The sequence below is a fragment of the Exiguobacterium mexicanum genome (genome assembly GCF_005960665.1).
Taxonomy (GTDB): Bacteria; Bacillota; Bacilli; order Exiguobacteriales; family Exiguobacteriaceae; genus Exiguobacterium; species Exiguobacterium mexicanum_A.
This window is the reverse complement of sequence record NZ_CP040676.1, coordinates 2005813-2021117: the sequence shown is the minus strand read 5'-3', so window position 1 is coordinate 2021117 and position 15305 is coordinate 2005813. Positions and strand designations below refer to the sequence as shown.

Annotated in this window: 9 protein-coding genes; 7 read left to right on the top strand and 2 right to left on the bottom strand. The window is 53.5% G+C overall.

Going from position 1 to position 15305, the window contains the following annotated elements; translation table 11 throughout:
* Positions 1-21 precede the first annotated feature (21 nt).
* Both FED52_RS10735 and FED52_RS10730 read left to right on the top strand, forming a co-directional pair.
* The gene (locus FED52_RS10735) at positions 22-3090 is read left to right on the top strand and encodes an efflux RND transporter permease subunit (protein ID WP_138859869.1); all 3069 of its coding nucleotides are present in this window, start codon (positions 22-24) and stop codon (positions 3088-3090) included.
* A gap of 136 nt (positions 3091-3226) precedes the next feature.
* Positions 3227-3643: a hypothetical protein gene (locus tag FED52_RS10730; protein ID WP_034776560.1), complete on the top strand. Its 417-nt coding sequence runs from the start codon at positions 3227-3229 to the stop codon at positions 3641-3643.
* Positions 3644-3667: 24 nt separating this feature from the next.
* Here FED52_RS10730 and FED52_RS10725 read toward each other — a convergent pair whose 3' ends face one another.
* Both FED52_RS10725 and FED52_RS10720 read right to left on the bottom strand, forming a co-directional pair.
* Positions 3668-4024 carry a hypothetical protein gene (locus FED52_RS10725; RefSeq protein WP_138859868.1) on the bottom strand — a complete coding sequence of 119 codons (357 nt, stop codon included), beginning with the start codon at positions 4022-4024 and terminating at the stop codon, positions 3668-3670.
* Between the two features lie 55 nt (positions 4025-4079).
* Entirely contained in the window at positions 4080-4460 is a 381-nt protein-coding gene (locus tag FED52_RS10720) for a truncated hemoglobin (protein ID WP_138859867.1), read from the bottom strand.
* 158 nt (positions 4461-4618) lie between these two features.
* On the opposite strand from FED52_RS10720, the gene addB reads away from it, so the two are divergent.
* From addB to FED52_RS10695, 5 genes are all read left to right on the top strand, one after another.
* Entirely contained in the window at positions 4619-8059 is a 3441-nt protein-coding gene (gene addB / locus FED52_RS10715) for a helicase-exonuclease AddAB subunit AddB (RefSeq protein ID WP_138859866.1), read from the top strand.
* Positions 8043-11645, top strand: a complete 3603-nt coding sequence (gene addA / locus FED52_RS10710; RefSeq protein ID WP_138859865.1) for a helicase-exonuclease AddAB subunit AddA — start codon at positions 8043-8045, stop codon at positions 11643-11645. The genes addB and addA overlap by 17 nt, the downstream gene beginning before the upstream one ends.
* Before the next feature lie 115 nt (positions 11646-11760).
* Positions 11761-12123, top strand: coding sequence for a response regulator (locus FED52_RS10705; protein WP_021066686.1), 363 nt, complete (start codon positions 11761-11763; stop codon positions 12121-12123).
* Complete coding sequence (locus FED52_RS10700) at positions 12120-14678, top strand: sensor histidine kinase (protein WP_138859864.1); 2559 nt, start codon at positions 12120-12122, stop codon at positions 14676-14678. Before FED52_RS10705 ends, FED52_RS10700 begins: the two co-directional genes overlap by 4 nt.
* Positions 14679-14823: 145 nt before the next feature.
* A complete protein-coding gene (locus tag FED52_RS10695; RefSeq protein ID WP_034776573.1) occupies positions 14824-15204 on the top strand; it encodes a YisL family protein in 381 nt (126 codons plus the stop codon).
* The last annotated feature ends 101 nt before the right edge of the window (positions 15205-15305 follow it).

Genomic DNA, 15305 nt, shown 5'->3' with positions numbered 1-15305 from the left:
ATCTGAAAGTGAGGGGTCAACATGTTTTTTCAAAAAATGATTGAACGAGGAAAACTGGTCATCGTGTTTTTGCTCGTCGCAGTCGTCGTTGGAGTGCTCACGTTCTTCCAACTTCCGAAGCGTGAAATTCCAGAGACGAGTGTCAATATCATCTTGATTCAAACGCCATATCCGGGCGCGACCGCAGAGACGGTCGAACGGAACGTTACGAATATTTTGGAGACTGAATTGAGAGGACTCGATGGTATCGAGAATGTGTCATCATTATCCGCATCCGAGTTCTCGAATATCACCGTCGAGTATGAAGACGGCTTCGATCGAAGTGAGCTGCAGTCGAATGTACGCCAAGCGATCTCAGACGCTGCGCCTCGCTTGCCAGAAAATGCGCTGGCCCCGACCGTCAATGACTCGATCGGGCAGTTGCCGGTCGCTTCTTACTTGTTGACGGCAGATGATCGCCAAACACTCCAGACAGTGCGTGAAGATATCGAGCGGTTGGAGGAACGTCTGTTGCGGACAGATGGGGTTACCAGTGTGACGATCAAAGGACTACCGGAAACGGAATTCGTCGTCTCGCTCGACTCGGCGGAACTCGGGGAGCGTCAACTTGCTTTTCCGGACGTCTTGACGGCGATCAATGAAGAATATAAGACGACCCCGCTCGGTCGCCAGTCGACTGAAGATGGGATTTACCAATTGGCGATCGATAGTTTGACGAACGTCAATGACATGGGCCAAGTCGTCGTCGGCTCAATGGATGGGACGCCTGTCCTGCTTGAAGACGTCGGCACGGTCGAAGAGACGGAGAAAGCGGTCACGGACCTCGTTTCACTCGACGGACAACCTGCCGTTTCCTTGACGGTCACGATTGAATCGGGTCAAGATATCCCGACTCTTCAAGAACGCGTCGACGAAGTCGTTGCGGATGAAGTCGGGGACGTGAATGGTGTCGAACTTGTTCCATATTACGAGCAGGCCAAAGCGGTCGATGATATTTTCTCATCCCTCACTCGTGAATTCATCATTGCCATGATTGCGGTCATCGTCGTCACGACGATTGGGCTCACGTTCTCAGGCTCGCTGATTGTCAGCTTAGCGATTCCATTGTCGTTCTTGCTCGCGTTGATTCCACTTCGTTTCACCGGAGTCGACTTGAACCAAATCTCAATCATCGGGGCCATCATTGCGCTCGGGATCCTCGTCGATGACGCCATCGTCGTCAATGACAATATCCTGCGCCGTTACCGAAAAGGTGACACGGCGATGGGCGGTGCCGTACGCGGGACGAAAGAAGTGTGGGGCTCGATCGTCACATCGACGCTCGCCGTCGTCTTCGCCTTCTTGCCATTGACACTCCTCTCGGGAGCGAACGGGAACTTTATCCGTGCCTTGCCGACCGTCTTGGCCTTGTCGGTGCTCGCTTCGATGCTCATCAGTTTGACGCTCGTGCCGATCGCCCAGTACTGGTTGAATCGGAAGCAAGTGAAAGTATCGAAACGCGAGCCGGGTTGGTTAGGTGGGCCACTGAACCGGCTCAGTAATTTCTATGCAGATACGTTATTACCCAAAGTCGCGAAGCGTCCATGGACGTTCGGTCTCGTCGGTTTCGTCATCACGACCGCATTGTACGGCTTGATCTTGTTGACGCCGTTCGAATTCTTCCCGGCTGCGAACCGGCCAGAAGTCGTGACGAGTGTCACCTTGCCGGTCCAAACCGACCTTGAGGAGACGGAACAGAGACTTCGAGCGATCGAGGAAGAGTTCCAAAGTATTGATGGTGTCGTCGAGACATCTGTCTTTGCGGGTGGCGGCCTACCGAGCCTCTTCACGGGAGGGCTCGATCAGACCGGTGAAAACACGGGTCAAATCGTCGTTCGTGTCGACAACGAGACGATTGACGCGATTCAATTGATCGACGAATATACGACACAAATCCGGGAAAACAACCCGGATGCTGAAATCTTCTTGGATACGCAGCAACAAGGGCCGCCGACTTCGGCACCAGTCGAGTTCACGATGCGCGGTGAAACGATCGAGCAACTCGTCACGGCCCGGGATACCGTGAAAGCGAACCTTGAAGCCATCGACGGTGCACTCGTGCTCGACAACATTAAAGAGCCGTTCCAGACGCTCACGTATGAACTTGATCGTGACGCGATGGCGGCCGCTGGTGTGACCGCGAAATCAATCAGTGACCAGATTCGCCTCGTCACGGACGGCATCCCGATCGGCACGTTTGATGACGGAGTCGAACAACGCGATGTGAAAATCGTCGTCGATGCGGAAGCGAACCGTGAGGCGCTCGCCTTAGACGATATCCTCGTCCCAGTTCAGACGGAGGCAGGTCCTCCGGTCGCACCGCTCAGTACGTTCGTCACTGAGACGACGACAGAACAGATTCAACAGATTCCGCGTGAGAACGGGGAACGGATCGTGACGCTCCAAATTTATGCGAGCGAAGGCATGGACGAAGAGGCGTTCAAACAAGACGTCGACCGCGTGCTTGCTGACGCCGAGGCGTCATTGACCGATGAAGGAATCGCGTTTGACCAATCTGGCGCGAGCGACACACAGAACGAGTTCTTCCTTGAACTTGCTACGTTGTTCGTCGTCGTCTTGTTCTTGATCTTCTTGATCATCGCGTTCCAGTTCAATTCACTGTCACTTCCGCTCCTCGTCTTGTTCACGATTTACTTGGCGATTGCCGGTGCTGTGGTCGGACTGTTCGTCACCCAGACACCATTTAGTTTCATGGCCTCGATGGGGATCGTCTCACTAGCCGGGATCGTCGTTCGGAACGCAGTCGTCTTGTTCGAGTTCATCGAGCAAGGAATTCGCGACGGCATGGCCGTCACGACCGCCGTCTATGAGGCGGGACGCGCCCGGATTCGTCCGATTCTGTTGACGGCGTTGACCGCTGTTGTGGCACTCTTGCCGGTCGCGCTTGGAGAAGACCCACTGTTCCGACCGCTTGCTATCGGAATCGTGTCAGGAATTCTCTTCTCGACCGTATTGACGCTCGTGCTCGTTCCAGCTTACTACTTGATTTTGGCGAAACGTCGCCATCGAGATAAGCCGTTCACGGAGTAATGTGGCAAACAGAGGGTGGTCCGAACCGGGCCATCCTCTGTTTTTGTGAACGAACGTTCACGACAACTCATGTTTCCCCCAGATGTTGTATGGGTATAATAAGAAAAGGTACTTCAGTATATTGGAGGGAATAGACATGAATGATTCGTACACATGGATCAATCGGCGCAAGATGCGCCCTGCTTATAGCGCGACAGGGGGTCGCTCGTGGACGAGTGAACGGATAGTCCGACCCGATGCGGCTCGTGGGCGCACCGTGCGTGGCGTCAAACGTGTCCGTCGCCCGTACACCGATGAACACGGTGTTCGTCGTTATACGACGGGACGTGTCGTCATTACCGATGCGGCTCGTCAGGCGCGTGCGCACGGTCACGGCGAGTCGGCGGTTCAACTCGAACTGTCGGTGCCGACACCGTATGAACGGGTGAAAGAGATGATTCCGACGAAAAAAGTGCTCGTGCCGGTCATGGCCGGGATTGCTGTCGCCGGAGGACTTGCGGGTGCAATTTACGCGCTTCGTAAGAAAAAACAAAACAAAAACAAGCACAAATAAAAAAATCGCCCGCGGGCGATTTTTTTATTTGAGGCGATCTGCGAGAATCCGTTCGAGCTGTTGCTCGCCGAGTTCACGCATCTCTGCTTCGTTCTCTTGGTCATACGACTCGTCTGTGAAACGGCCGACGAATTCGACTTTCCCGTTCCCGAGTTCACGGAACACGAGGTTTTTGCGATCGTTATAGAAGACGACGCGGTACTCTCGTCCATTCTCATGTGGATAGTTGAACACGCCTTTAATATGGTCCATGTTCTTTTCTTCGGGTTGGTCTTCTTCCTCTTCATCCTCTGCGAGGGCGTCGGCGAGGACTGCCGTCGGTTCTACTTCTTCCGTTTGTTCTTCAGAGGAAACGGCCTCTTTTTTTTCTTCTTCTGTCATGAAAAACGACCTCCTTTACTTACTTTCTTATCATACCCGCTTTTCGAAAGGCTGACTACTCAAAATGGTGGGAGCAGACGCGGACGACGTTCGAGGATGACATGATCAAACGATGGAACAGTTGTTGCTTGACCGATTCGGGGGCATCGACTGTTTTGAGCGCTTGCTCCATGCAGCCGAGCCAGTGGCCGGCGTGCGTTTCCGAGATCGGGTGGTCGCGATGGATCATCGCCAAGTTGCCGCCACCGCGACGTTCTGTATACAGTTTCGGTCCCCCGAGCAGTTGTGTTAAAAACTCAAACTGATGCGCTTTGACCCGGTCTTTGTCGTCCGGGAACAACGGCAATAAGATCGGATCGGCGTAAACGAGGTCGTAAAAAGCGTCCACGAGTTGCTGAACGCCACGTTCGCCTCCAAATTGTTCATATGCACTCATCTTCTTTCCCCCTCATACGTTCAGTCTAATCGATTTTTGCGGAAAAGGGGACTGAAGCGGGCTGGTCAATTTTCTTCCCGGGCTGTTGAAGGATTTCCCTCTACAAACGAGGTCGAATGGGTCATAATAAAGAAAAAAGGGAAGGGGTGTTCGCCTAAATGACGGTCACTTTTCATGTCGGGCGTTCCGGGAGCGGAAAAAGCGAATGGATGACGAAACATGTCATCGAAGAGCTGAAGCGTGATCCGAGCGGACCGACCATCTATATGCTCGTCCCAGACCAAATGTCGTTTGAGATGGAACGGAAGATGGCGATGACGGACGGCTTGAACGGGTCGACCCGGATTCAAGTCTTATCAATGCGTCGACTCGCCTTTTTGATGATGCGCGACCGGGGCGTCGCGACCGAACAGTTTTTAGATCAGACAGGGACGCACTTGCTGTTGCGCCGCGTCGTCGAGATGAACGAGGAACGATTGACGTTGTTCCGCCGGACGATGAACCAGTTCGGCTTTTACGAGGAACTGAACCAGTTGATCACGCTCCTCAAGCGCGGCCTCGTCGATCCCGAGCAGTTGCTCCGCTTAAGCGAGCAAGACCAACATCGGTCCCTCAAACTCCAAGATTTGTCGATTCTTTACGAGGGTTTCTTGATGATGACGGAAGGGAAATCGCTCCACGCGGAAGACTATTTCAACGTGTTGCTACAACTGTTGCCGGACATCGATTTGACCGGGACGCAGTTTTATGTCGATGGGTTCAATGAATTTTCGGAACAGGAGCTAGCCGTGCTCGTCGCTTTAGCGGAGAAGGCGCCGCTCGACGTGCTGTTGACGATTGACCCGGATTCGCTCTATCGGCCTCATCCGTCGTTCGGACCGACGCAACGGACACTCATGCGTTTCAAAGAGCTGTTGGCCGAGCGCGGTCTCTCGTCAAACGACCACCCTCATACAGGATCTCCGCGCTTCCAACATCCGAGCCTGGCCTATCTCGAGGCGACGTTCGGGCAAGTGACGGCAGCTCCATACACGCGTCCTGATTCGAACGTGGTGTTGAACGCGGCCGTCGACCGGTCGGTAGAAGTCGAGGCAGCCGTCCGTGAGGTCGTGCGGCTCGTCCGGGAGGAAGGATTCCGCTATCGCGATATCGCTTTCGTGTCACGCTCGCTTGAGGAGTACGGCGACTTGGCGACACAAGCGCTCCGAAAAATGCAGTTGCCGTTCTTCCTCGATGAGCGGCAACCGATGCTCGATCATCCCGTCGTCGAATTACTGAAGGCGACGATTGAGGTCGCGATGCGCGGCTACCGGGAAGAACCGGTGTTTCGGGCGCTCAAAACCGAACTGATTTTGCTCGATGCGGAGCATCGACGCACGTCGGTCGACCGACTCGAGGCGTTCGTCATCGAGCGCGGGATCAAACACTATCACTGGCACGAGGATTGGTATTTGCGACGCCGAGCCGAAGAAGAGGCGCGGCTGACCGGGGAAGAACTTGACTTGGAGACGGCACTCAATCGTTACCGCCAAACCGTCGTTGACACGTTCGACCCGCTGTTGGCCGATTTAAAAGCGGCGAAGACGATGCAAGCTTACACGCACGCCATCTATGCCTTTTTAGAACGGGTTGATGTGGCGTCTTGTCTCGCCTATTGGCGCGAGGAGGCGCTCGAGGAATCAAGATTGCTCGAAGCGAGAGAACATACCCAAGTGTGGGATGCCGTGTTGCACTTGCTCGAGCAGTTGGAAGCGGCGGCGCCAGATGAGACGCTCTCGACCGAACTGTTCCTGCAGATGATGGATACCGGGCTTGACAGTTTGCGCTACGCGCTCGTCCCGCCATCTCTGGACCAATTGACGGTCACTGATTACGTCCGGGGCCGCTTGATTGATAAAAAGGTCGTCTTCTTACTCGGGGCAAACGAAGATCAAATCCCGCTCGTAGCGACCCAGTCGAAACTGTTGACCGACCAGGACCTTGATTTCATGCATGACAACGGCGTTCGGGCCGGGAAAGCGACCGAGCATTTATTTGATGACGAGACGTACTATTTATACAAGGCGCTCACGGCACCGAGCCATCGTGTGTTCGTCAGCTATGCCCTCGTCGACCGGGCCGGCAAGGCGATTCAACCGGCGAGTTTTATCGCTGACCTAAAAGCCCGCCTCAGTGGCGGGAAAGTCGTGACGACCCATTTCGCGGAAGCCGGGGAACATCGCCCGAGCGACCAGTTATCTTTTATCACGAACGTGAATCAAACGGCAGCGGTGACAGCGCTCGAACTGCAACGACTCAGCCGGCATTATCCGATTCAAGATACGTGGTTCACGGTGTACAACGAACTGTTGAAACATCCGGAAGGCCGCGAACGGATTCGCTTATTGACGAGTGCACTCTTCTATCAAAACGTGCCACAACCGTTGCCGGAAGATGTCGCCAAGTCACTTTATACAAACTCGATTCGAGCGAGCGTCTCACGGCTCGAGACGTTCCAAGCTTGTCCGTTCCGTCACTTTGCGAGCTATGGGCTCCGTTTGAAAGAACGTCGCCTGTATCGGTTAGAAGCGCCAGATATCGGAAACTTGTACCATCGCACGATCGAGCATATGTCCCAGACCGTGAAAATGGACGGGAAAGAATGGCGGGATGTGAGCCGCGACGAGTGTTCGTCACTCGCCGAGGCGGCCGTCGAACTCGTCACGCCGGAAATTCAAAATGCGATTTTGATGAGTTCGAACCGGTATGGCTATTTGAAGAAGAAATTGACCGATGTCGTCAGCAAGACGGCGGAAGTATTGATCGAGCAATCGAAACGGGACGGATTCGACCCCGTCGCTTTCGAACTCGCCTTCGGCAGCGGCAATTTCCCGCCCGTGTCGTTCACGCTCAGTAACGGGGCGACGTGTGAACTTGTCGGTCGCATCGACCGCGTTGACACGGCCTCGGTCCATGATCAGCTCTACGTCCGGATCGTCGACTATAAGTCGAGCAAACGAGAAATCGACTTCGCCGAAATCTATTACGGGCTCGCCATGCAGATGCTCATCTACTTGAAAGTGCTGATCGAGCAGGCGAACGCGTGGACGCAAGAGAATGTCGCCCCAGCAGCGGCGCTTTATTTCCACGTCCACCGGCCGCTCGTCGCACCGGGCGAGACGGACACGGACACCGAGCGGAAGGTGCTCGAGTCGTATCAGATGCAAGGATTGCTCGTCGACGATCCTGCCATTTTAGAGGCGATGGACCGGACGGCGAAACTCGATCAGAAAAAATCAATCGTCATCCCCGTCAAGTACAAGAAAGACGGGACGATCGATGCGAATACGACGAAAAAAGTCGTCTCCCCGCCACAGCTCGAGCAATTGATGGACCATGCCCTTAATTTGGCGGAGGCGAGCGCCGAGGCGATGTATGACGGTGAAATCGGAGTCGAGCCATATGAATATAAAGAGCGCCGGCCCTGCCAGACGTGCCCGTTCCAAAGTGTCTGTCACTTTGATGAGGCGCTGTCTAATGAGCCACGGCAATTGAAGAAATTAGAAAAAGATGACGTCTTGTCAAGATTAGGAGGTGACGTCGATGAAGTGGACGAATGACCAACAAGCGGCCATCGATGCCAGAGGATCGCACGTGCTCGTCTCGGCGGCAGCCGGTTCCGGCAAGACGGCCGTCCTCGTGGAACGGCTCGCGAGCCGTCTCTTGGATGAGACGGACGAATTGACGGCGGACCGCATGCTCGTGGTCACATTCACGAATGCGGCGGCGGCCGAGATGAAACGTCGAATCGCCAAAGCACTCGACGGGGCACTCCGTGATGATCCCGAGAACGCATATATTCGAAAGCAACGCCAAATGCTCAACCGGGCACTCATCACGACGATTCACTCGTTCTGTCTCGAAGTGATTCGGGAGAATTATTATTTGCTCGACCTCGACCCGGCGTTCAAAATCGCCGAGGAACGGGACTTGGTGCTCTTGCAGGACGATGTGCTCGAAGATGTGCTCGAGGAGGCGTACGGTCAACAAGACCAAGCTTTCTTCGCTTTGATTGACGCCTATACGTCGGACCGCGGGGACAGTGAGATCGAGGAATTGATTCTCGGTCTCTATCACTATGCACGGACGCTACCGGACCCGGAAGCGTACTTGGACGAACTTGTGTCGTTGTATCAGTTCGATGGGGATCCTGATGAGGAACAACTGTTGATTGAATTCGGGCGCCTGCTTTGGGGAGACATCGAAAAAGCATTGCGTCAGCTCCGTCGCGTCGCCATCGAACTTCGGCTCGCCGGTTATGAGGCGCAATCCGAGAACGTGCAACAGGCGATTTTACCATTTGCGAATCTCGATCCGGACTCGTTCAAGTGGAGCGAGCTCGAGACAGCTTCCCGCGCCGTCAAGTTCGGGACGATGAAATCCGTTCAAAAGAAAGAAGAACATCACGTCTATCACACGGTATTGAAGCCGGCATACGATCAGGCGAAGAAGAAGTTAAGTGAAGCCATCGCCCAAGCGAGCACGAGTGGGGCAGATTATTTGGACGTGTTGATGACACAACGTCCGCTCGTCGAGACGCTCGTTAAGACCGTTCGGACGTTCGGTGCCGCCTATGAACAGGCGAAGCGGGACCGTGCTTTTGTCGACTTCAGCGACCTCGAGCATTATGCGCTCTCCATTTTACGAGACGGGGGAGGACCATCTTCGGTCGCTTCGCTTTACAAGCAACGCTTCGCCGAAGTATTGATCGATGAGTATCAGGACACGAACGAGATTCAAGAGACGATCATCGGGCTTGTCAGCAATGAAGTCGAGCATGTCGGAAATCTGTTCATGGTCGGCGATATCAAGCAGTCGATTTACCGGTTCCGCCATGCCGAACCACGCTTGTTCATCGAGAAGGCGACGCGCTTCAAACAGCATGGGTCGGGACAACGGATCGACTTGTCCCAAAACTTCAGAAGCCGAGCCGAGGTACTTCACGGCATTAACGATTTGTTCGTCCGGTTGATGGACGAGGAAGTGAGCGAAATCGAATACGATGAGGCGGCGCGTCTCGTCCCGGGGCGTGATTATGAGGCGCTCGAGGCGAGTCCTGAACTCATTCTCGTCAACGGGGAGAGCCGCGACTTGTCGAAACAAGAACTCGAAGGCCGGGCCATCGCGACCCGGATTTTAGAGCTCGTCTCGGGCGAGGAACCGTTCAAAGTGACCGATGAAGCGACAGGTTTGCTCCGGTCGTGTGAATATCGTGACATCGTCATCTTGGTCCGTTCAAAGAAAGAGCGGGTCGAACAGTTGATGGATATTTTGACACAGTACAACATTCCGGCCTACACCGATTCGGACGGGGGATACTTCCAAGCGACGGAAATTCGGATGATGCTCGCAGTGTTGAAACTGATCGACAACCCGCTCCAAGACATCCCGCTCGCCGGGGCGCTTCGCTCGCCGATGTTCGGGTTCAGCGACCAAGAGTTGGCGAAAATCCGCCTTGAGTCGGAAGAGTCGTTTTTTGAGGCGCTCAAAGCGAAAGCGGATGATGAGGACGATCTCGGTCTGAAGTGTGGCGATGTCCTCGACGCGTTATCAGCGTGGCGCACGTTCGCTCGCAACCACAGCTTGTCAGAATTGATTCAACAAGTGTTCAACGACACAGGATTTTATGATTTTGCCGGCGGACTGCCAGGCGGGAAAGGGCGCCAAGAAAACTTGAAGGCGCTCTATGACCGGGCGTTGTCGTATGAGCGGAGTGGTTACCGTGGCTTGTATCGTTTCCTCCGCGTGATGGATCGGCTTCAGGATAACGGCGAGGACTTGTCCGAGGCGCGTTCACTCGGTGAAGAAGAAAACGTCGTCCGGATCATGACTGTCCATAAGTCGAAAGGACTGGAATTCCCGGTTACAATCGTCGCTCAGCTAGGGAAGCAGTTCAACAAGCGCGATCAAATGCAGCGCGTCATCTTCCATAAACGTTACGGAATCTCCCTCGACGCGATTGACGTCGTCACGCGCACGAAAACGGAGACGTTCGTCAAAGAGATGATTCGCCGCGATCTCGATGCGACGATGAAAGCCGAAGAGATGCGCGTCTTGTATGTCGCGCTCACGCGCGCGAAAGAAAAACTGATTTTGGTCGGGACGGTCAAAGAGCCTGGGAAACAGATTGGGCAATGGTTGCACGTCGAGCAAACCGGGACGACTTTATCGGCCGATGCGCGTCGTGACGCGAAGACGTATCTCGATTGGGTCGCTCCGGCACTCCTGAAACTTGAAGGGGCTGCCTCGTTCTTAGAACAACAGGGCTTGCCGGTTATCGCTCCGCAACAAGAAGCGACACCGTGGACGTATCGCATCATCGGTGAGGGAGATTTGGCAGAAGTCGCCACGCTCCAAGAGATGATGGCGCAGCTCCATCACGTCAAACAGTTCGAGGCGATCGATTTTCCGGTCAAAGACGAAGCGAACGTCAGTGAGTTCGTCCACAAGGCGTTCGCCTACGCCTATCCGGCACAGGCTGCGACCGAGACAGCGGCCAAACAAACGGTGACCGAATTGAAGCGGGCGCTCCAGCTTGAACAGGCTGCGTTCGAAGAGACGTACCGGGCGACGGACACCCCGTATCGAGAACCAAAATGGAAGCAATCTCAGCAGACAGGAGCCGAACGGGGGACAACGCTACATCTCGTCTTCCAATTGATCGACCCGTCCGAGCCGCTCGATGTCCAAATCGACCGCTGGGAAGCGGAAAGCATGCTCAGCCCGGTCGAGTCCGAAACGGCACGGCTTGCGAGTCCTGAAATCGAGGCGTTCTTTGCCTCGGAAACGGGACGCGCGTTGACAGCAGCGCTTCAAACTGGGACAGGTTGGCGTGAGCTACCATTCACGTACACGGTCCCGGCCGAGCGAGTCAATCCAACGGGGACGTTCACCGACGAGCACGTGCTGATCCAAGGGATTATCGATTGTCTGTTTTATGACGGAGAGACGTATGTACTTCTCGATTATAAATCGGACTCTGTGCTTTTCTCGAGCGACTCCCGTGACGCGGCAAAACAGATGTTACGTGACCGCTATCACGTCCAACTCTCGCTTTATCGTGAGGCGATTGAGGCGATTTGGGGAATCACGGTCGGGCAGATGCTCATTTATTCGCTCGAATTGCAGGAAATTGTTGTATTATAATGTAGACGTTGTGAAGAAAAAGGGGTACGGTTATACACCGTACACCCTTATTTTTTGTGATTACGAACTGAATCCGTTAAAATAATGGAATGGGATAAAAAATGGAGGAATCGTCATGGTAAAAATTTTACTAGCAGAAGATGAAGAAGTATTACGCATGCTTGTTTTAGATACATTAGAAGATGAAGGATATGACATTGATGAAGCGCCAGACGGCCTTGAAGCCTATCGGCTAATCGAACAGAACGAGTACGACCTCGTGATTGTCGACCATATGATGCCAGGCATGACCGGTCTTGAGGTCATTGAGAAAGTACGAAAACTGCCAGGACGTCAACATACGAAAGTGATGATGCTCACGGCGAAGAGCCAACAATCTGATCGTGATTGCGCGAATGAGATTGGCGTCGACTACTTTATTTCGAAGCCGTTCAGTCCACTTGAATTGGTGAAGATTATAGGAGGCATCGTGAATTGAACAGATGGTTTAAACAAAAACTCGGTCGCGACCTCATGGTCGTCCTCTACTCGTTCCTCGCGCTCGCGCTCGTCGGCTCGATTTTCATGTATATGTACATGGAAGAACGTGTCGCGGAGAGCGAACGACGGCTACAAGACGTCGATCAACGCATCGAACGTCTGAATACGCTTTGGGACGACTGGCAAGGCGTCCAATATGAGGCTCGAGGTTATCTCGTCTTTGGTGATACGGAGGCGCTCGAGCGGGCTAAAGAGAAAGAGAACGAGTTCCAACAAGAAATAAACTGGTTCAAGAGCGTCGTCCAGACGAAGCAAGGTGAGATTTTCGCGGAGGACTTGCAAGAGTTTCATGACTTCTATTTCGGTGTCATCCTTCCGGTGACGACGGAGTACGGTCAATTGCGGGCAGAAGGTGAGATTACCGAAGATACGATTGACCCGGAGACCGTATTAGGCTTACCGACCGCCCAGCGTTTGATTGAGCAGGGCGTCGTCCCGTACAGCCCAGAGCGCGGGATTGATACGCTCGGACCGATTCAACAGATTGAGACATCATTGTCAGATTATAAATCTTTGATGAATAGCGAGAAACAAAAAGTGTACGATGCTTGGAAGTTGAATAACGACATTCTTCAGTTCTTGTGGATTGCGAGCATTTTGTCGTTCGCGGCCTTGATTTTATTGTTCATCCAACCGTTCTTGCGCCGTCAAACGCGTTTGATTTCACGTCTCTCGATCGCATCGGACCGTCTGCTTAAAGGCGAGATCGTCGATTTGAGCGACCAGATGGAGCGTGAAGATGAGATTGGGACGATGTCACGGTCGTTCAACAAAATGGCCGAGACGCTTCGTGACAACGAACGTCACTTGATTGAGAAGAACCACGAGTTGCAAGCGCAACAAGAAGAGTTGATTGCTCAACAAGAAGAGCTTCAAGCGCAACAGCAAGAACTTGAAGAAATCTTGGAGCAGACGCAACAGAACGAGCAACACTTGGCTTACCGCAACGAGTTGACCGAGACGCTCGCGGCCCGCGATTCGTTGACGGCTTACCCAGAGATTATCGAGAAACTGGTCGCCATCACCGACTCCGAAGTCGGCGCCCTCGTATTTGTCGATGCGACAGGCTCGTTCTCAATCACAAGCCACGGATTGAACGAGACGCTCACGCGTCAGTTGCTCGACAGCGAGAACTCAGTCTTGACGCGGGCGATGACGCTTCGGACGACAGTCCATTCGTCGAAACAAGTCGCAAGCGACCACCCGCTCCCGTACCCATACTATATGTATGAGACGGCTGTACCGGTCCATGACCCGACAGATGACTCGATCATCGCGTTCATCTATCTCGTCCGCTATAAAGATCGCTTTACGCAGACACAGATGGGTGACATCATGTCGTTCGCTCGTCAGTTGTCGCTCTCGCTTCTCCGGATGCGTCTGTTTGAAGAGATGACCCGTGAGAAAGGGAAGACGGAACGGATCCTCGATTCGATTCGCGAGGCGGTCATCTATGTCGAGCATTCGACCGATGATGTCTTCGTCAACCGACCACTCTATGAAATGTTCCCTGAACTCGATGAGATCACGTCGAGAGAACTCGCGGAACTGTCGTGGAACGAATGGCGAGAGACGATTTCGACGACAGTCGACCAAGAAGATGATTTCTTGAAGTATACCGATCGCCTCTTCACCGACGACTTCCCGCATGACAGCGTCAGCTTCTCAATCCGTAAAGGCGAGATGAACTTGCAGATGTATGCGGAACGCATCGTCGTCGGCGGGTTGTCGAAAGGGACGTTGCTCGTCTTCCGTGACATCACGAGCGAGACCGAGGCGGAACGCTTGAAGAGCGAATTCATCTCGACGATCTCTCACGAGTTGCGGACACCGCTCTCGTCGATCTACGGGTTCACCGAACTCATGGTCAAGAAGCAGTTGCCGAACGAGAAGCAAGCGAAGTACTTGCAGACGATTCACGCCGAGACGGAGCGCCTGACGCATCTCGTCAACGATTTCCTCGACGTGCAACGGATGGAAGCCGGCAGTCAGATGTACGACCGCGAACAGCTCGATATCGAGCCGGTCATTCGCGATATGATGACGTTCTATGAGGCGTCATCGTTGAAACACCAGTTCGAGCTCGTCACAGCCGATGACCGACCGTATGAACTGTTCGCCGACTGTCAAAAGTTCAAGCAGTTGATGAGCAACTTGCTCTCGAACGCCGTGAAGTATTCACCGCGCGGCGGAAAGATCACCGTCGAATTGGCCCACCACGATCAATCAGTGTCGATTAAAGTGAAGGACCAAGGTATCGGTATTCCGAGCGACGCGCTCGACCGTCTCTTCGACAAGTTCTATCGGGTCGACAATTCCGATAGCCGAGAAATCGGCGGAACCGGACTCGGTCTTCCGATCTGTCAAGAGATCGTGCGCGGTCACGCCGGACAGATTCATGTCGAGTCGGTCCAACATCAAGGGTCGACGTTCACGGTCGTGATTCCGAGCTTCGAATACGCGGTTCGCGAACAAGAGTCAACGACAGCTTAATAAATGAAATACGACAAGGCGCCTGATCATTCCTCGATCAGGCGTCTTTTTGATAGGCGATCAGATTTTTCAGTGTCCTGCTTGACCGTAATCAGAGCGACTCGTGTACAATAGAGGTTGTACATAATGGAAAGGGGGACTTAGAATGCCATTGATTGCATTTCTACACACGCACGTCACGAGCTGGGTCTTGTTACTCGTCTTGTTCGCTGTCGCCTATATCGGCTACAAAAATGCCAACAAGAGCGGGAAGATCGCCCACATGGCGTTTCGACTCATGTTGCTCGTCGCGTTCGGCACGGGACTTTATTTGTATCTTCAATTACTCGAAGGCGGCATGTTCTACCACGTGAAGATCACGGTCGGACTCTTGACACTCATCTTTGGTGAGATGACGCTCATCCGTGTGAAGAAGAACAAACCTGCGGGCACGATGTTCGGCGGTTTTGCGATTCTCGCGCTTGTGACAATCTTCATCGGCTATGCGTTGCCGTATGGACAGTCGTTCTTCAGCAACTTCATTTAAGTTTGATTCCCACTTCGCACATCGGAGTGGGATTTTTTTGTTTGTCCGTAAATTATTAGGGGAAAATAAAAAAATCAGTGATAACGATGATGAGGTGAAAC

Bases quoted from the DNA above. Each gene is read 5' to 3' on its own strand.
- FED52_RS10735 (WP_138859869.1), top strand. From the start codon at position 22: ATGTTTTTTCAAAAAATGATTGAACGAGGAAAACTGGTCATCGTGTTT.
- FED52_RS10730 (WP_034776560.1), top strand. From the start codon at position 3,227: ATGAATGATTCGTACACATGGATCAATCGGCGCAAGATGCGCCCTGCT.
- FED52_RS10725 (WP_138859868.1), bottom strand. From the start codon at position 4,024: ATGACAGAAGAAGAAAAAAAAGAGGCCGTTTCCTCTGAAGAACAAACG.
- FED52_RS10720 (WP_138859867.1), bottom strand. From the start codon at position 4,460: ATGAGTGCATATGAACAATTTGGAGGCGAACGTGGCGTTCAGCAACTC.
- addB (WP_138859866.1), top strand. From the start codon at position 4,619: ATGACGGTCACTTTTCATGTCGGGCGTTCCGGGAGCGGAAAAAGCGAA.
- addA (WP_138859865.1), top strand. From the start codon at position 8,043: ATGAAGTGGACGAATGACCAACAAGCGGCCATCGATGCCAGAGGATCG.
- FED52_RS10705 (WP_021066686.1), top strand. From the start codon at position 11,761: ATGGTAAAAATTTTACTAGCAGAAGATGAAGAAGTATTACGCATGCTT.
- FED52_RS10695 (WP_034776573.1), top strand. From the start codon at position 14,824: ATGCCATTGATTGCATTTCTACACACGCACGTCACGAGCTGGGTCTTG.